This is a genomic window from Streptomyces luteogriseus (assembly GCF_014205055.1).
Classification (GTDB): domain Bacteria; phylum Actinomycetota; class Actinomycetes; order Streptomycetales; family Streptomycetaceae; genus Streptomyces; species Streptomyces luteogriseus.
In genome coordinates, this window is sequence record NZ_JACHMS010000001.1 from 6,410,395 (window position 1) to 6,428,314 (window position 17,920).

General features: G+C 72.1%; 13 protein-coding genes. 9 read left to right on the top strand and 4 right to left on the bottom strand.

The window, feature by feature from the left end; genetic code table 11:
• Window positions 1–165: 165 nt before the first annotated feature.
• The 4 genes from BJ965_RS28535 to BJ965_RS28550 all read right to left on the bottom strand — a co-directional run bounded on the left by BJ965_RS28535 (window position 166) and on the right by BJ965_RS28550 (window position 5,811).
• On the bottom strand, window positions 166–2,559 hold the full coding sequence (locus tag BJ965_RS28535) for a transglutaminase TgpA family protein (protein WP_184912375.1): 2,394 nt from the start codon (window positions 2,557–2,559) through the stop codon (window positions 166–168).
• A complete protein-coding gene (locus BJ965_RS28540) occupies window positions 2,559–3,920 on the bottom strand; it encodes a DUF58 domain-containing protein (RefSeq protein ID WP_184912377.1) in 1,362 nt (453 codons plus the stop codon). The genes BJ965_RS28535 and BJ965_RS28540 overlap by 1 nt, the downstream gene beginning before the upstream one ends.
• On the bottom strand, window positions 3,920–4,957 hold the full coding sequence (locus BJ965_RS28545) for an AAA family ATPase (RefSeq protein WP_142164474.1): 1,038 nt from the start codon (window positions 4,955–4,957) through the stop codon (window positions 3,920–3,922). Before BJ965_RS28545 ends, BJ965_RS28540 begins: the two co-directional genes overlap by 1 nt.
• 302 nt (window positions 4,958–5,259) lie before the next feature.
• Window positions 5,260–5,811, bottom strand: a complete 552-nt coding sequence (locus BJ965_RS28550; protein WP_184912379.1) for a beta-class carbonic anhydrase — start codon at window positions 5,809–5,811, stop codon at window positions 5,260–5,262.
• Between the two features lie 386 nt (window positions 5,812–6,197).
• On the opposite strand from BJ965_RS28550, the gene rsmH reads away from it, so the two are divergent.
• The 9 genes from rsmH (at window position 6,198) to murG (ending at window position 17,908) form a co-directional block, all read left to right on the top strand.
• Window positions 6,198–7,154 (top strand): 16S rRNA (cytosine(1402)-N(4))-methyltransferase RsmH, encoded by a 957-nt coding sequence (gene rsmH, locus BJ965_RS28555; protein ID WP_184912381.1) that lies wholly within the window; start codon window positions 6,198–6,200, stop codon window positions 7,152–7,154.
• 31 nt (window positions 7,155–7,185) lie between these two features.
• Complete coding sequence (locus BJ965_RS28560; RefSeq protein WP_030848202.1) at window positions 7,186–7,635, top strand: membrane protein; 450 nt, start codon at window positions 7,186–7,188, stop codon at window positions 7,633–7,635.
• 5 nt (window positions 7,636–7,640) lie between these two features.
• Window positions 7,641–9,617, top strand: coding sequence for a peptidoglycan D,D-transpeptidase FtsI family protein (locus BJ965_RS28565; protein ID WP_313667183.1), 1,977 nt, complete (start codon window positions 7,641–7,643; stop codon window positions 9,615–9,617).
• Window positions 9,618–9,824: 207 nt separating this feature from the next.
• Complete coding sequence (locus BJ965_RS28570; RefSeq protein WP_184912385.1) at window positions 9,825–11,345, top strand: UDP-N-acetylmuramoyl-L-alanyl-D-glutamate--2,6-diaminopimelate ligase; 1,521 nt, start codon at window positions 9,825–9,827, stop codon at window positions 11,343–11,345.
• Between the two features lie 28 nt (window positions 11,346–11,373).
• Window positions 11,374–12,789, top strand: a complete 1,416-nt coding sequence (locus BJ965_RS28575) for a UDP-N-acetylmuramoyl-tripeptide--D-alanyl-D-alanine ligase (protein WP_184912387.1) — start codon at window positions 11,374–11,376, stop codon at window positions 12,787–12,789.
• Window positions 12,789–13,880 (top strand): phospho-N-acetylmuramoyl-pentapeptide-transferase, encoded by a 1,092-nt coding sequence (gene mraY, locus BJ965_RS28580; RefSeq protein ID WP_030848214.1) that lies wholly within the window; start codon window positions 12,789–12,791, stop codon window positions 13,878–13,880. The genes BJ965_RS28575 and mraY overlap by 1 nt, the downstream gene beginning before the upstream one ends.
• Window positions 13,862–15,304, top strand: a complete 1,443-nt coding sequence (gene murD / locus BJ965_RS28585) for a UDP-N-acetylmuramoyl-L-alanine--D-glutamate ligase (protein ID WP_184912389.1) — start codon at window positions 13,862–13,864, stop codon at window positions 15,302–15,304. Before mraY ends, murD begins: the two co-directional genes overlap by 19 nt.
• Window positions 15,305–15,439: 135 nt before the next feature.
• A complete protein-coding gene (gene ftsW, locus BJ965_RS28590) occupies window positions 15,440–16,804 on the top strand; it encodes a putative lipid II flippase FtsW (RefSeq protein ID WP_184912391.1) in 1,365 nt (454 codons plus the stop codon).
• 6 nt (window positions 16,805–16,810) lie between these two features.
• A complete protein-coding gene (gene murG / locus BJ965_RS28595) occupies window positions 16,811–17,908 on the top strand; it encodes an undecaprenyldiphospho-muramoylpentapeptide beta-N-acetylglucosaminyltransferase (RefSeq protein WP_030848223.1) in 1,098 nt (365 codons plus the stop codon).
• The last annotated feature ends 12 nt before the right edge of the window (window positions 17,909–17,920 follow it).

The following is a 17,920-nucleotide window of genomic DNA, read 5'->3' on the forward strand; positions in this document are numbered from 1 at the left end:
TATGCGTGTAGCCCAGTACGACCGGTCGGCGCGGGACGCGTCAGGGCCGTCGTCCTGCCGTGGCCCGCCCCCGGACGCAACCGGCCTGGCCCGCCCCCGGACGCAACAGGGCCGGCCGGTGCACCCGCACCACCGGCCGGCCTCAGCCGCATGTACCCCTGCTCCTCAGCCCTGCTGTCCCGAGGTCTTCCGCCACGTCGGCCGCAGTGCCACCGCGCGTTCCCGGGCCCCCGTCCACCAGGCCGACGCCGACCACACCACGCGCACGGTGGAGCGGGGGGCCAGCAGCGCGCGGAGCCTCGCCGCGCGGCCGGCCGCCGCGCCGAGGCCCGCCGTCGCCCGGCGGACATCGTCCGTGAGGCCCGCCACCGGGCGGGGACGCGGTGCGTACAGGACCTGCTCCACCCCGTTCGCCACCCGGTGCACCGAGGCCGCGGCCGTCGCGTCCAGATCGCCGAGGCGGACGATCCGGGCGGCCGCCTTGCGCGGGGTCTGCGACTCGTCCGGCGCGATGCCGTAGTCCCACGCCGTGTCGGTCAGCTCCTGCCACAGGGCCAGCGTGTGCTGTGCCGTGTCCGCCTCGCTGCGGCCATGCGCCCCGAGGCGCGCCGCGCGCGTCCGCAGCCGCCACAGCATCGGCGCCAGGGGGAGCGCCAGGACGGCGAGACCGGCGAGGGCCCACACCAGGAACGCGTACCACTTCGGGCCGTCGTCGTCCGTGGGCAGCGCCGCCTGCGGCGACTCGTCGGCACAGCCGCCGTCCAGCTTCTTCTGCTCCGGCGTACAGGTCTCGCTCGCCGAGGGCGCCGCGGACGGTGCGGTGGACGCCGACCGGGACGGGCGTGCCTGGTCCGGCACCGGACTGTCGGGGTTGTCGGGCAGGGTGTACGCCGGGATCGAGCCGCGGTTCGGCGTGGGCTCGAAGCGCGTCCAGCCCACGCCCTCGAAGTACAGCTCGGGCCAGGCGTGCGCGTCCCGCAGCCCCACCGACACCGAGCCGTCCGCCTGCGGGGAACCGGGCGCGAAGCCCACCGCGACCCGGGCCGGTATGCCCAGAGAGCGGGCCATCGCCGCCATCGCGAAGGAGAAGTGCACGCAGAAGCCCTGCTTGTCCTTCAGGAAGCGGGCGATCGCCTGCGAGCCGCTGCCGACCTGCACCTGCGTGTCGTACTCGAAACCGCCGGTCACGGCGAAGAAGTCCTGGAGCTTGACCGCCTGGTCGTACGGGTCGGCGGCGCCCGCGGTGACCTTGCGGGCGGTCCGGCCCACCACCGACGGCAGCGAGTCGGGCAGCTCGGTGAAGTCGCGCTCGACGTCCGCGGGCGGCGGCCCCGCGGAGGCGAGCTGCTCCGCCGTCGGCCGCACGTCCAGGCTCTTGACCTGGTACGTCAGGCCTCGTGTGTTCTGCCCGTGGTCGCCGACCAGGGTCATGCCCTGCGGCTCGTACCGCCAGTTGCCGCTGATGCGCACGCCGCTCGGCGGGTACGGCATGGGCAGCCAGTCCTGGGCGTACCAGTCGGCCGCCGTGATCGTGGTGTCGACCTCCGTGCGCTTGACGTCCGGGCTGAGGCCGACCGGGTCCGGGAAGGTGCCGTCGGGGACGGCGGTGATGGACCGCCGGGACGGCTTCCACGTGGTGCCGTCGAAGTCGTCCAGGGACACGATCCGCAGATACAGGTCCGAGACGTCCGCCATCTTGGTCCGCACGGACAGGACCTGCTGGTCCTCGTCCGCGTTCAGACTGTCCCGCAGCGACACCAGCGGGTTCACGGCGGAGATCGTGCCCCCGCCGCCCGGGCCGCCGCCCGCGCCCGCTCTCACGGAGTCCAGCAGCCCGCCGTTCATCGCCGGCAGGCCGAGCGGCACCACCAGGGCGATGCCCAGCGCGACCACGCCGATGCGCCGGCCGGTGCGGATCGGGGCGACGGCGCCGCTCGGCTCCCTGCCGGCCGTGCGCGGGGCACCGCCGAAGACCCGGCCCCACTGGGAGAGCCGGTCCCGCCCCTCGGCCAGGAGCAGCATCAGATAGCCGGCCGCCGCCACCAGGAACCACAGCCAGTCCGTGCCCCCGTCGGACAGCCCCGCGGCCACCGAGTACAGCGCGAGCAGGGGCAGCCCGGCCGGAGCGGCGCTGCGGAAGGTCACCGCGAGGGTGTCCACCAGCAGCCCGATGACCAGGACCCCGCCCAAGAGCATCAGCCGGATGCCGTCGGACTCCAGGGGCGCCGGTATCGCGTACCGGGCGATGTCGTCCCCGCCCTGCTGGAGCAGGGCCGCGAAGCGGTCGAAGGCCTGCGGCCCGGGGATCAGCCCGGCCAGGGCCTGCTCACGCGCGAACACGAAGGTCAGCAGCGCGAGGGTGACCACGGCCTGCGCCGCGACGGTCAGCGGCCGGGCCAGCGGCACCCGGCGGGCGGCGACACCCACGCCCGACTGCAGGGCCAGCAGGAAGGCCGCCTGCACGATCCACGTGGCCGGCTTGACGAGGGGCAGCAGGGCGCACGCGGCCATCAGCGTGGCCGCCCAGGCGCCCAGCGTCAGTCGTACCCGCCCGCTCATCACGGTCCCTCCCCGCCGCCCGCGGCGGCCACACCCCTGCGCTCCCGGTCGGCCTGCCGCCACAGCTCGTCCACGGAGGCGCCCCGCGGCACGCGCAGCGCCGTCCACCCCGCCTCGCGCAGCATGCGCAACCGGTCCCCGCTTCCGTCCAACGGGCCGGGCACGTCGCCCGGTTCCCGCACCCAGGTGTCGCTGTCCAGCACGAAGGCGACCGCGCCCGGGCTGCGTTGGCGCATCCGGCCCAGCACGGCCGCCTGGTCCTCGTCCAGGTCGCCGAGGAACGCCACCAGCAGCCCCTCGTTCCCGCCGCGCAGTACGTCGTAGGCCCGGGACAGGCCCGCGCCGTCGGAGTGGTCGATCACCGCGAGGGTGTCCATCATCAGCCCGGCCGCGTCCGCCGACTCCTGGTTGGCGCCCGCGAAACCGTCCCCGCCCTCGCCGGGCACCGCGTTGCCGGTGTCCGTCAACAGCCGTACCGAGTAGCCCCGTTCCAGCATGTGCACCAGCACGGACGCTGCGCCCGACACGGCCCATTCGAAGGCCGCGTCCGGTCCCGCGCCCTGGTAGGCGATGCCGCGGGTGTCCAGCAGCACCGTGCAGCGGGCGCGCTGCGGCTGCTCCTCGCGGCGCACCATCAGCTCGCCGTAGCGGGCGGTGGAGCGCCAGTGCACGCGGCGCAGGTCGTCGCCGTAGCGGTAGCCGCGCGGGATGACGTCGTCCTCGCCGGCCAGGGCGAGCGACCGCTGCCGTCCGTCGCCGTACCCCTTCGCCTCGCCGCTGAGACGCACCGGCGCCAGCGGCTCCACACGCGGGATGACCGTGAGGGTGTCGTACGTCGAGAAGGAGCGGGTCAGCTCGCACATGCCGAACGGGTCGGACAGGCGCAGCTGGAGCGGCCCCAGCGGGTAGCGGCCGCGCAGGTCGGAGCGCACCCGGTAGGACACCTCGCGTCGACCGCCCGCCTCCACCCGGTCGAGCACGAAACGGGGCCGGGGGCCGAGCACGTACGGCACCCGGTCCTGGAGCATCAGCAGGCCCGTGGGCAGCCGCGAGACGTTGTCCATCCGCAGGTGGACCCGGGCCTCGCTGCCGGCGGGCACGCGCGCGGGGGAGAGGCGGCGGCTGCCCGCGACCCGGTAGCGGGTGCGGTACAGCACCGCGGCGCACACCAGCGGCAGCACCGTCAGCAGCAGACCCACGCGCAGCAGATCGCTCTGGCCGAGCACGTAACTGCAGATCGCGGCCGCGACTCCGGCGGCCAGGAAGGAGCGTCCGCGGGTGGTCAGACCGGCCAGGGCGGTGCGGATGCCGCCCTTGTCGCCCCGGTCGGCCTCCGCCTGCCCCGCCCCCGCGGTGGTCATCACAGCCTCCGCGGCGGCTGCTGGGGATACGCCGGCGCCGTACGGCCCAGGCCGCCGAAGCCGCTCTGCTGCTGCGCCGCCGGCACCGGGGTGCGCTGCAGGATCTCCTCGACGACCTGCTCGGCGGTGCGCCGGTTGAGCTGGGCCTGGGCGGTGGGCAGCAGCCGGTGCGCCAGGACGGCCACGGCGAGTGCCTGCACGTCGTCCGGCAGCGCGTACTCCCGGCCGCTCAGGGCCGCGGACGCCTTCGCCGCGCGCAGCAGGTGCAGCGTCGCGCGCGGGGAGGCGCCGAGTCTCAGGTCGGGGTGCGTGCGCGTCGCGCCGACCAGGTCGACCACGTAGCGCCGGACCGGCTCGGCGACGTGCACACCGCGCACCGCCTCGACGAGCTTGAGGATCTCGTGCGCGTGGGCCACGGGCTGGAGGTCCTCCAGCGGCGAGACGCCGCCGTGCACGTCCAGCATCTGCAGCTCGGCCTCCGCGCTCGGGTAGCCGACCGACACCCGGGCCATGAAGCGGTCGCGCTGGGCCTCCGGCAGCGGGTAGGTGCCCTCCATCTCGACCGGGTTCTGCGTCGCCACCACCATGAAGGGGCTGGGCAGTTCGTAGGTCTTGCCGTCGATGGTGACCTGCCGCTCCTCCATGGACTCCAGGAGCGCGGACTGCGTCTTGGGCGAGGCGCGGTTGATCTCGTCGCCGATCACCACCTGCGCGAAGATCGCGCCCGGCTTGAACTCGAAGTCACGGCGCTGCTGGTCCCAGATGGACACACCGGTGATGTCCGACGGCAGCAGGTCCGGCGTGAACTGGATGCGCCGCACCGAGCAGTCGATGGACCGCGCCAGCGCCTTGGCCAGCATCGTCTTGCCGACCCCGGGGACGTCCTCGATCAGCAGATGTCCCTCGGCGAGCAGCACGGTCAGCGAGAGCCGTACGACCTCGGGCTTGCCCTCGATCACGCCTTCCACCGACTCCCGCACGCGCTCCACCACGGCGGTCAGATCAGTGAGGCTCGCTCGATCGTCATAGGTCGTCACCCGGCCCTCCTCGGCCTTTCCCGTGCTCCCAAGGAGCACGGGATACCCCATTTTCCCGGGCCGACGCCGCATGGCGCGGACCGGCCCACCCCGAACCACGGACACCACGCGTGAAAAGTTCCGCGCGACGCCACTCCCGCATTCTTGCCGCCGTTACCGTTTCGTGTCACTCGACTGTGGACAACTGGCCGCGATATGTCGGTCTTGCAGCCATTCGAACGCGTGACTGACAGGTTTTCGACAGCTACAGCAGGTGGCCTTCCGGGGCGGGCGGCCCGCGCGCCCTGGTCAGTGGGCCGGGATCAGGAGGCGGGGTCGACCTCCCGCAGCAGGCCGGTCCGCACGTCGAACACGAATCCGCGCACGTCGTCGGTGTGCGGCACGAACGGCGAGGTGCGCACGCGCTGCATCGACTGCCGCACGTCCTGGTCGACGTCCCGGAAGGACTCCACGGCCCATGCCGGACGCTGGCCGACCTCGGCCTCCAGCTCGTTGCGGAAGTCCTCGGTGAGGCTCTCCAGGCCGCAGCCGGTGTGGTGGATGAGCACCACGCTGCGGGTGCCCAGCTTGCGCTGGCTGATGGTGAGGGAGCGGATCACGTCATCCGTGACGACGCCGCCCGCGTTGCGGATCGTGTGACAGTCGCCGAGCTCGAGCCCGAGGGCCGCGTGCAGGTCGAGGCGGGCGTCCATGCAGGCCACGACAGCGACGTGCAGCACGGGCCGGGCGTCCATCCCCGGGTCGGCGAAAGCCGCGGCGTACTGGGCGTTCGCCGCCACGAGACGGTCGGTGACCGTGTCGCCGGCCGTTATGGCGCTCTCCGAACCTGTGGGAACCGATGCAGAAGTCGTCATAGGCATGACGTTACTGGTCACACCCCGTCCAGGCCTCCTGTGGAAGTGAACAAAGAATGCGCCCGGGTGAGGCGTGTGAGGTAACCCACAAGGACGGTGTCCCGGTCTGCGCGCGAACGGCGGCGACGCGCAGGCCGGTTGATTGACCGGGCGACAGGGTGGACTAAAGTGACGCGAAGCGGGAGGCGAGACTCTCCCCGCTGGACTGATGTTCTTCGGAGACCCCGGCGACGACCGGTGATCTCCCCGCGTGCGCGGCGCGTACGTACGGCTCGGCCTCCTCCCGCTCCCGGTCGGCTGACGCTTCCGGCGCCGGCAGGTCTCATGTCCACGAGCGGGCGGGGACCCGGCGGTGCGCATGGCCGCGCCGGATCTGAGAGGGCCCCTTGAGCGAGAGTCGACATGTCCCGGTGATGCTCCAGCGGTGCCTGGATCTGCTGGCACCCGCCCTTCAGGGCCCGGACGCCGTGGTCGTCGACTGCACCCTCGGCCTCGGCGGCCACAGCGAGGCACTCCTCGCGAGGTTCCCCGACGTCCGCCTCGTCGCCCTCGACCGCGACAAGGAGGCCCTGCGCCTGTCCGGCGAGCGCCTCGCACCCTACGGCGAGCGCGCCACCCTCGTGCACGCCGTCTACGACGAGCTCCCCGAGGTGCTGCGCCGGCTCGGCGTCGCGCGCGTGCAGGGCGTCCTGTTCGACCTGGGCGTCTCCTCCATGCAGCTCGACGAGGCGGACCGCGGCTTCGCCTACGCCCAGGACGCCCCGCTCGACATGCGCATGGACCAGACGACCGGCGTCAGCGCCGCCGAGGTCCTCAACACCTACCCGCCGGGCGAACTCGTGCGCATCCTGCGGGCCTACGGCGAGGAGAAGCAGGCCAAGCGGATCGTGAGCGCGATCGTGCGGGAGCGGGAGAAGGAGCCGTTCAGCAACAGCGCGCGGCTCGTCGAACTGATCCGGGACGCGCTGCCGCAGGCCGCCAAGCGCACCGGGGGCAACCCGGCCAAACGCACCTTCCAGGCCCTGCGCATCGAGGTCAACGGCGAGCTGTCCGTCCTGGAGCGGGCGATCCCCGCCGCGGTGAAGGCACTCGACGTGGGCGGCCGGATCGCCGTGCTGTCGTACCACTCGCTGGAGGATCGGCTGGTCAAGCAGGTCTTCGCGGCGGGCGCCGCCATCACCGCGCCGCCCGGGCTGCCCGTCGTCCCCGAGCGCTACCAGCCTCGGCTCAAGCTCCTCACGCGCGGTGCCGAACTCCCCACGGAAGAGGAGATCGCCGAGAACCGGCGGGCGGCACCGGCGCGGCTGCGCGGCGCCGAGCGCATCAGGGAGGACGTCGAGTGAGGCGTGAGCAGGCCGGACCGAGGGAGCGTGCGTGAGCGGCAAACCCGAACTGAAGGGGAGGGCCGCCCGACTCGCGCGGCTCCTCCCGACCGGCCCCGGGCAGGCGGCCCGCACCCCGTTCGTCCTGCTGGTCGTCCTCCTCCTCGGCGGCGGTCTCATCTGCCTCCTGGTGCTGAACTCGGCGCTCAGCGAGGGTGCGTTCAAACTCGACGACCTCCAGCGCGGGACCAAGAACCTCACCGACGAGGAGCAGGCCCTCCAGCGGGACATCGACGCCTACTCCGCCCCCGACGCCCTGCAGCGCCGTGCCCGCGAGCTCGGCATGGTGCCCGGCGGCGACCCCGCGTTCCTCGACCCCGACGGCACCGTCAAGGGCGTCCCCAGCCCCGCCCCCGGCGTCCGGCAGCCCGCCGCCTACACCCCCCTGGTCCTCGCCCCCGAGGCCATGACCGACGGCCCCACCCCGACCCCCGGCAGGTGACGGAAGTGTCCGACAGGGAACCGCCACGCCGCCGTGTGCCCGGCCCAGCCCGGCCCGCCCGCCCCGACGCCCGGCGCCGTCCCGGCTCCGGTGCCCGTCCCGGCCCTGGTGCCCGTCCGGCCCGCCGGCCGGGGCAGGCCCGCCCGGCGGCGCCCAAGCCGCTGCGGCTCGGCAGCCCCCGCCCCCGTCTGCGCCTGGTCGGACTCGCGCTGACCCTGGTCCTGGTCGCCTTCGTCGTGCGGCTCTTCCAGGTGCAGGCCGTCGACGCGAGCACCTACGCCGCCAAGGCCGAGCAGAACCGGTACGTCGGGCAGGTGCTGGCCGCGGACCGGGGCGAGATCACCGACCGGTCCGGTGTGGCCCTCGCGACCAGCGAGGACGCCTACGACATCACCGCCGACCCCACGATGTTCGCCCCCGACATGCTGAAGATCGGGGACGGGCCCGAGCAGGCGGCCGCCCTCCTCGCGCCGATCCTCGGCCAGGAGCAGGAGGACCTGGTCGAGAAGCTGCGGCCGGAGAACAAGGCCCTGCGCTACGTGAAGCTGGCATCCCGCCAGACCCCGCAGGTCTGGAAGCAGATCAAGGACCTCAAGTCGGCGCTCGCCGAGAAGGCGGAGACGGACAAGTCCTCGCCCAACGTCCTCTCGGGTGTCTTCTCCGTGGCCACCAGCAAGCGCGTGTACCCGGGCGGCGACCTGGCCGCCGGGATACTGGGCTGGGTCAACGCCGAGGGCAAGCCCGGCGGCGGCATCGAACTGCAGCTGAACAAGCAGCTCGCCGGCAAGGACGGCAAGATCCGCTACGCCCAGTCCGGAGGCCGTCTCGTGCCCACCGCGGGCTCCACCGAGACCCCCGCCGTCCCCGGCAGCGACGTCGAGCTCACCATCGACCGCGACATCCAGTGGGCCGCCCAGAACGCCATCAGCGACCAGGTGAAGGAGTCGGCCGCCGACCGCGGCTACGTCATCGTCCAGGACACCCGCACCGGGCAGATCCTGGCCATGGCCAACTCGCCCGGCTTCGACCCGAACGACCTGTCCGACGCCGACCCGGCCGCCCTCGGCAACGCCGCCCTCCAGGACGCCTTCGAGCCCGGCTCCACCGCCAAGGTCATGTCGATGGCGGCCGTCCTCCAGGAGAACGCCGCCACCCCCGGGACGCACGTGGTCGTGCCCAACCGGCTGCACCGCGGGGACCGGCTCTTCAAGGACGACATCGACCACCCGACCTGGTACCTGACGCTCAACGGCGTCCTGGCCAAGTCCAGCAACATCGGCACCATCCTCGCCACCGGACAGCTCGGAAAGACCCAGGCCCAGGCCAACAAGGTTCTCTACGACTACCTGCGCGAGTTCGGCCTCGGCGGCTACACCGGGCTCGGCTTCCCCGGCGAGACCAAGGGCATCCTCGCCCCGCCCGACAAGTGGTCGACCTCGCAGCAGTACACGATCCCTTTCGGCCAGGGCGTCTCCATCAACGCCATGCAGGCTGCCTCGGTGTACTCGACCATCGCCAACGGCGGCGTCCGTATCGAGCCCACCCTCGTGCGCGGAACCAAGGGCCCCGACGGACGCTTCACCCCCGCCCCGAAGCCCGCGAAGAACCGGGTCGTCGACTCCAAGACGGCGAAGACCCTCGCCCACATGCTGGAGTCCGTCGTGGACGACGAGGAGGGCACCGGCACCAAGGCGCGCATCCCCGGCTACCGCGTCGCGGGCAAGACGGGTACCGCCAACCGCGTGGATCCGGCCACCGGGAAGTACCACGGCTACACCTCGTCGTTCGCCGGGTTCGCACCCGCCGACAAGCCCCGCGTCACCGTCTACTGCGCCATCCAGAACGCCACCCAGGGCAGCTACTTCGGCGGTCAGATCTGCGGACCCGTCTACAAGAAGGTCATGGAGTTCGCACTGAAGTCCCTCCAGGTCCCGCCGACCGGCGCCAAGGCCGCGAAGCTGCCCGTCTCCTTCAAGCAGTGATCAGCCCAGCAGTGATCAGCGCCGACCGCCCTGATCAGCACTCAGCCCCACCGAGCCACCAGGACCGCCTCCGTGACAACGATCACCCCCGAGCCCGGCAACCAGAGCAGCCCCGGCCCCTCACTTCGCCCGGAGGCGGGTACGCCCGGTACGCTCACCGCCGTGCCACACGCTGATCAGTCCCAAACCACCCAGAAGGGCCATCCCGTGACATACCCCGGGCCGCCCCGGCCGGTGCAGGTCTCCGCCACACCCCTCGCGGAACTCGCCGATCAGCTGGGTGCTTCCACGCCGGAGAGCGCCGCCGAAGTCACGGGCATCACCCACGACTCGCGCGCCGTGCGCCCCGGCGACCTGTACGCCGCCCTGCCGGGGGCCCGGCTGCACGGTGCCGACTTCGTCACCCAGGCGGCGGGCCTCGGCGCCGCCGCGGTGCTGACCGACCCGACCGGCGCCGAGCGCGCCGCCGCCTCCGGACTGCCCGTCCTGGTCGTCGACGACCCGCGCGGGCGGATGGGCGAGCTGGCCGCCACGATCTACGGCCACCCCGGCCGGGACCTGCTCCAGATCGGCATCACCGGCACCTCCGGCAAGACCACCACGGCCTACCTCGTCGAGGGCGGCCTGAAGACGGTCAGGTCCACCGGCCTGATCGGCACGGTCGAGATGCGCATCGGCGACGAGCGCATCAAGTCCGAGCGCACCACCCCCGAAGCCACCGACCTCCAGGCCCTGTTCGCCGTCATGCGCGAGCGCGGGGTCGACGCGGTCGCCATGGAGGTCTCCAGTCACGCCCTGGTCCTCGGCCGGGTCGACGGCTGCGTCTTCGACATCGGCGTCTTCACCAACCTCAGCCCGGAGCACATGGAGTTCCACTCCGGCATGGAGGACTACTTCCAGGCGAAGGCGCAGCTGTTCACCCCGAAACGGGGCAAACTCGGCGTGGTCAACGTCGACGACGAGTACGGCCGCAGGCTGGCCAAGGAGGCCACCGTCCCGGTCGTCACCTACTCCGCCGAGGGCCACCCCGACGCCGACTGGCGCGCCGACGACGTCGAGGTCGGCCGGCTGGACTCGACGTTCACCGTCCTCGGCCCCAAGGGCGAGCGGATCAGCGCCAAGTCGCCGCTGCCCGGGCCCTTCAACGTGGCCAACACCCTCGCCGCGATCGTCGCCCTCGCCGTCGCCGGCCTCGACCCGCAGGCCGCCGCCGACGGCGTCGCCGCCGTCCCCGGTGTCCCGGGACGCCTGGAGCGCGTGGACGCCGGGCAGCCCTACCTCGCGGTCGTCGACTACGCCCACAAGACCGACGCCGTCGAGTCCGTGCTGCGCGCCCTGCGCAAGGTCACCGAGGGCAGGGTGCACATCGTCCTCGGCTGCGGCGGCGACCGGGACAAGACCAAGCGCGAGCCCATGGGCGCCGCGGCGGCCCGGCTCGCCGACACCGCCACCCTGACCTCCGACAACCCCCGTGGCGAGGACCCCCTCGCGATCCTCGCCACGATGCTCCAGGGCGCGGCGTCCGTGCCCGCGCACGAGCGCGGAGAGGTGCAGGTCTTCGAGGACCGGGCCGCCGCGATCGCCGCCGCCGTCGCCCGCGCCGAGCCCGGCGACACCGTGCTGGTCGCCGGCAAGGGCCACGAGCAGGGCCAGGACATCGCCGGGGTGGTCCGCCCCTTCGACGACCGCCAGGTGCTCCGCGAAGCCATCCAGAAGACCCAGGGATGAAAATCCAGAAGACCCAGGGGATGAACTTGTGATCGCCCTCTCCCTCGCCGAGATCGCAGAAGTCGTCGGCGGGCAGACGCACGACATACCGGATCCGTCCGTCCAGGTCACCGGCCCGGTCGTCCGGGACTCCCGCGAGGCGGGGCCGGGCAGCCTGTTCGTGGCCTTCGCCGGGGAGCGCGTGGACGGCCACGACTTCGCGGCGGCGGTCGTCGAGGCGGGAGCGGTGGCCGTGCTCGGCACCCGCCCCGTCGGCGTACCGGCGATCGTCGTGGACGACGTCCAGACCGCCCTCGGCGCCCTCGCCCGGCACGTCGTACGCCGCCTCGGCGCCACCCTCGTCGCCCTCACCGGCTCGGCGGGCAAGACCAGCACCAAGGACCTCATCGCGCAGGTGCTCCGGCGCAAGGCGCCGACGGTGTTCACGCCCGGCTCGCTCAACAACGAGATCGGGCTGCCGCTGACCGCGCTCAGCGCGACCGAGGAGACCAGGTTCCTCGTCCTGGAGATGGGCGCCCGCGGGATCGGGCACATCAGCTACCTGGCCGGTCTGACGCCCCCGAAGGTCGGCCTCGTCCTCAACGTCGGCAGCGCGCACATCGGCGAGTTCGGCGGCCGCGAGCAGATCGCACAGGCCAAGGGCGAACTGGTGGAGGCACTGCCGTCCGAGGCCGACGGCGGCACCGCGATCCTCAACGCGGACGACCCCTACGTACGGGCCATGGCCTCCCGTACGAAGGCGAAGGTGATCTTTTTCGGAGAGTCCGGCGAAGCGGACGTTCGAGCCGAGAACGTGCGACTCACGGACACCGGACGGCCCTCGTTCAGGCTTCACACACCCTCCGGTGCAAGCGATGTGACCATGCGCCTGTACGGTGAGCACCACGTGTCGAACGCGCTCGCCGCGGCCGCCGTCGCCCACGAGTTGGGCATGTCCGCTGACGAGATCGCCGTGGCGCTCTCCGAGGCGGGCTCCCTCTCCCGCTGGCGGATGGAGGTCACCGAGCGCCCGGACGGCGTGACGGTCGTCAACGACGCCTACAACGCGAATCCCGAGTCCATGAAGGCCGCGCTGCGCGCGCTGGCGGCCATGGGCAAGGGGCGCCGTACGTGGGCGGTGCTCGGCAAGATGGCCGAGCTCGGGGACGAGGCTCTCGCCGAGCACGACGCGGTCGGGCGGCTCGCCGTCCGGCTCAACGTCAGCAAGCTCGTCGCGGTCGGTGGCAGGGAAGCCGCCTGGCTGCAACTGGGCGCATATAACGAGGGTTCGTGGGGTGAGGAGTCGGTGCACGTGTCCGACGCACAGGCGGCGGTCGACCTGTTGCGCAGCGAGTTGCGCCCGGGGGACGTCGTACTCGTGAAGGCGTCCCGTTCGGTCGGGCTCGAGAGCGTGGCGCAGGCGCTCATCGAGACCGGTGCCGAGGGTGAGGTTTCCGCCCGATGATGAAGCAGATCCTGTTCGCAGGAGTCATTGGTCTCTTTCTCACGCTGGTCGGCACCCCGCTGCTGATCAAGCTGCTCGCGCGCAAGGGCTATGGCCAGTACATCCGCGACGACGGCCCGCGCGAGCACGCCAGCAAGCGCGGTACGCCCACCATGGGCGGCATCGCCTTCATCCTCGCGACGGTCGCCGCGTACTTCCTGGCCAAGGTGATCACGGGCTATCTGGACCCGGACGTCGACGCGGCACCGACCTTCTCGGGCCTGCTGGTGCTCGGCCTGATGGTCGGCATGGGTCTGGTCGGCTTCCTCGACGACTACATCAAGATCGTCAAGCGGCGTTCGCTCGGCCTGCGCGCCAAGGCGAAGATGGCCGGCCAGCTGATCGTCGGCATCGGCTTCGCGGTGCTGTCCCTGCAGTTCGCGGACAACCGCGGCAACACCCCGGCCTCCACGAAGCTGTCGTTCATCACGGACTTCGGCTGGACGATCGGCCCCGTGCTGTTCGTGGTCTGGGCGCTGTTCATGATTCTGGCGATGTCGAACGGCGTGAACCTGACCGACGGTCTGGACGGTCTCGCCACCGGTGCCTCGGTGCTCGTCTTCGGCGCCTACACCTTCATCGGCGTCTGGCAGTTCCAGGAGTCCTGCGCCAACGCGCAGACGCTGACCAACCCGGGCGCCTGCTTCGAGGTGCGAGACCCCCTCGACCTCGCGGTGGTGGCCTCCGCGCTGATGGGCGCCTGCCTCGGCTTCCTGTGGTGGAACACCTCGCCGGCCAAGATCTTCATGGGGGACACCGGTTCGCTCGCGCTCGGCGGTGTGCTCGCCGGCCTCGCGATCTGCTCCCGCACCGAGCTGCTGATCGCCCTCCTCGGCGGCCTGTTCGTCCTGATCACCATGTCGGTGGTCATCCAGGTCGGCTCCTTCAAGCTCACGGGCAAGCGCGTCTTCCGGATGGCGCCACTCCAGCACCACTTCGAACTCAAGGGCTGGTCCGAAGTGCTCGTCGTGGTCCGTTTCTGGATCATCCAGGGCATTTGTGTGATCGTCGGACTTGGCCTCTTCTATGCAGGATGGGCAGCGGACAAGTGACCTCCTCGGAGCCCTTCGACTTCCAGGGCAAGCACGTCACCGTCGCCGGGCTCGGCGTCTCCGGCGTCCCGGCGGCCAAGGTGCTGCACGGACTCGGCGCGAGCGTCACGGTCGTCAACGACGGCGCCGACGAGCGCGCGCGGGCGCAGGCGGCCGACCTGGAGGCGCTCGGCATGACCGTGCGCCTCGGTGACGGCGACACCCTGCCGGAGGGCACCGAGCTGATCGTCACCGCGCCCGGCTGGAAGCCGGACAAGCCGCTGTTCGCGGCGGCGGAGCAGGCGGGCGTCCCGGTCTGGGGCGACGTCGAACTGGCCTGGCGCCTGCGCGGCCCCGGCGCCGCCGACTGGCTCGCCGTCACGGGCACCAACGGCAAGACGACGACCGTCCAGATGCTCGCCTCGATCCTGAAGGCGGCGGGCCTGCGCACGGCCGCCGTCGGCAACATCGGCGTCTCCCTGCTGGACGCGGTCCTCGGCGAGGAGCAGTACGACGTCCTGGCCGTGGAGCTCTCCAGCTACCAGCTGCACTGGGCGCCCTCCCTGCGCGCCCACTCGGCCGCGGTGCTGAACCTCGCCCCCGACCACCTCGACTGGCACGGCTCCATGGAGGCGTACGCCGCCGACAAGGGCCGCATCTACGAGGGCAATCGCGTCGCCTGCGTCTACAACGTCGCCGACAAGGCGACCGAGGACCTGGTCCGCGAGGCCGACGTCGAGGAGGGCTGCCGCGCCGTCGGCTTCACCCTCGGCACCCCGGGCCCGTCCCAACTCGGCGTCGTGGAGGGCCTCCTGGTCGACCGCGCCTTCGTCGAGGACCGGCACAAGAACGCCCAGGAACTCGCCGAGGCCGGCGACGTCAACCCGCCGGCCCCGCACAACATCGCCAACGCCCTCGCCGCGGCGGCCCTCGCCCGCGCCTACGGCGTGCCCGCCAGGGCCGTACGGGACGGCCTGCGGGCGTTCACCCCGGACGCCCACCGCATCGCGCACGTGGCGGACGTGGACGGCGTCGCGTACGTCGACGACTCCAAGGCCACCAACACGCATGCGGCGGAAGCCTCTTTGGCGGCGTACGAGCCGATCGTGTGGATCGCGGGCGGACTCGCGAAGGGCGCGACCTTCGACGAACTGGTCGCCAAGTCGGCGAAGCGGCTGCGGGGCGCCGTGCTGATCGGCGCGGACCGCGCGCTCATCCGGGAAGCCCTCGCGCGACACGCCCCGCAGGTACCCGTCGTCGACCTCGACCGGACCGACACTGGGGCGATGCGCGCGGCGGTCCAGGAGGCGCGTCGGCTCGCACAGCCCGGCGACACGGTGCTGCTGGCCCCGGCCTGCGCCTCCATGGACATGTTCGCCAACTACAACAAGCGCGGGGACGCTTTCGCGGACGCCGTTCGTGAGCTCGGCTCCGTCGACGGCTGACCCGGGTCCGCCTCGCCCGGCGGCGGTGCCGGGCGTACCTGGGAGGGACGCGTGACACGGATGTGGCTGGTGCCCGAGCGGCCTGGGGGCGTTCACCGCGCAACGCTCCCCTCCGGCATGGCAGGGTGAGCGGCGATGCCCACCAGCCGCACCGGACGGCCTCCGACCCCACCCACCCCCAAGCGCCCCGTCGCGCCACGGCTCGCGCGTGAGAACGGCGTCCTGGGCCTCTACACCCGCGCGCGCAGAGGCTGGGACCGGCCACTGACCGCCTACTACCTGATCCTCGGCGGCAGTCTGCTGATCACCGTGCTGGGCCTGGTGATGGTCTACTCGGCCTCCCAGATCACCGCGCTGCAGATGTCGCTGCCCGGTTCGTACTTCTTCCGCAAGCAGTTGCTCGCGGCGGGGATCGGCACCGGTCTGCTGCTCGCGGCCTCCCGGATGCCGGTGAAACTGCACCGGGCGCTCGCCTATCCCATCCTCGCGGGCGCCGTCTTCCTCATGATCCTCGTGCAGGTCCCGGGGATAGGGGTGTCGGTCAACGGCAACCAGAACTGGATCTCGCTCGGCGGCTCCTTCCAGATCCAGCCCAGCGAGTTCGGCAAGCTCGCCCTCGTGCTGTGGGGCGCCGACCTGCTCGCCCGCAAGCAGGACAGGAAGCTGCTGAACCAGTGGAAGCACATGCTCGTGCCGCTGGTCCCGGCCGCCTTCATGCTGCTCGGCCTGATCATGATCGGCGGCGACATGGGCACCGCGATCATCCTCACGGCCATCCTGTTCGGCCTGCTCTGGCTGGCCGGCGCCCCCACGCGGCTGTTCGCCGGGGTGCTGTCGATCGCCGCCGTCCTCGGCCTGATCCTCATCAAGACCAGCCCCAACCGCATGGCCCGGCTGCAGTGCCTGGGCGCCACCGAACCCCAGTCGGGCCCCGTCGACTGCTGGCAGGCCGTGCACGGGATCTACGCCCTCGCGTCGGGCGGAATCTTCGGCTCCGGGCTGGGTGCGAGTGTGGAGAAATGGGGCCAACTCCCCGAAGCCCACACCGACTTCATCTTCGCCGTCACCGGTGAGGAACTGGGTCTGGCGGGGACGCTGTCGGTACTCGCCCTCTTCGCGGCTCTAGGCTATGCGGGTATCCGCGTGGCCGGACGCACGGAGGACCCCTTCGTGAGGTATGCCGCGGGAGGCGTGACCACCTGGATCACGGCCCAGGCCGTGATCAACATCGGTGCGGTGCTCGGTCTGCTGCCGATCGCCGGTGTCCCCCTCCCGCTGTTCTCCTACGGAGGGTCCGCCCTGTTGCCGACCATGTTCGCCATCGGGTTGCTGATCGCCTTCGCGCGTGAGGACCCCGCTGCGCGGATGGCGCTTGCGATGCGGCAACCCCGCTTTGGTAGAAAGCGGGGGGCGGGGGGCACCGGTTCCGGTCGGAGTCCCCGGAGATGGAACACGATGCGACGGCGTGCCTCGGCGGCGCGCTCGTCCGGAGAGCGGTGAATTTCGGTGCATGTCGTACTCGCCGGCGGAGGAACCGCGGGCCACATCGAGCCCGCGCTCGCCCTCGCGGATGCCCTGCGCAGGCAGGACCCGAGCGTGGGCATCACGGCCCTGGGCACGGAGCGCGGCCTCGAGACCCGTCTCGTACCCGAGCGCGGGTACGAACTCGCGCTGATCCCCGCCGTTCCGCTGCCGCGCAAGCCCACCCCCGAGCTGATCACCGTCCCGGGCCGGCTGCGCGGCACGATCAAGGCGACCGAGCAGATCCTGGAACGCACCAAGGCGGACGCCGTGGTCGGCTTCGGCGGCTACGTCGCCCTGCCCGGCTACCTCGCGGCCAAGCGCCTGGGCGTGCCGATCGTGATCCACGAGGCCAACGCCCGCCCGGGCCTGGCCAACAAGATCGGCTCGCGCTACGCCAGCCAGGTCGCCGTCTCCACGCCCGACAGCAAGCTGCGGGGCGCCCGCTACATCGGCATCCCGCTGCGCCGCTCCATCGCCACGCTCGACCGGGCCGCCGTGCGCCCCGAGGCCCGGGCCGCGTTCGGGCTCGACCCGAACCTGCCCACGCTGCTGGTCACGGGTGGCTCCCAGGGCGCCCGCCGCCTCAACGAGGTCGTCCAGCAGGTCGCCCCCTGGCTCCAGCAGGCCGGGATCCAGATCCTGCACGCCGTCGGCCCGAAGAACGAACTGCCGCAGGTCCACCAGATGCCGGGGATGCCCCCCTACATCCCGGTAAGTTACCTGGACCGGATGGACCTCGCGTACGCCGCGGCCGACATGATGCTCTGCCGCGCGGGCGCGATGACCGTCGCCGAACTCTCCGCCGTCGGGCTCCCCGCCGCCTACGTCCCGCTGCCCATCGGCAACGGCGAACAGCGGCTCAACGCCCAGCCGGTGGTCAAGGCCGGCGGCGGACTGCTGGTCGACGACGCGGAGCTGACCCCCGAGTGGGTCCAGCAGAACGTCCTGCCCGTGCTCGCCGACCCGCACCGGCTGTACCAGATGTCCCGCGCCGCCGCCGAGTTCGGCCGCCGGGACGCCGACGACCTGCTCGTCGGCATGGTGTACGAGGCGATCGCCGCCAGTCGTGCACACCGATAGGACTGTATGACG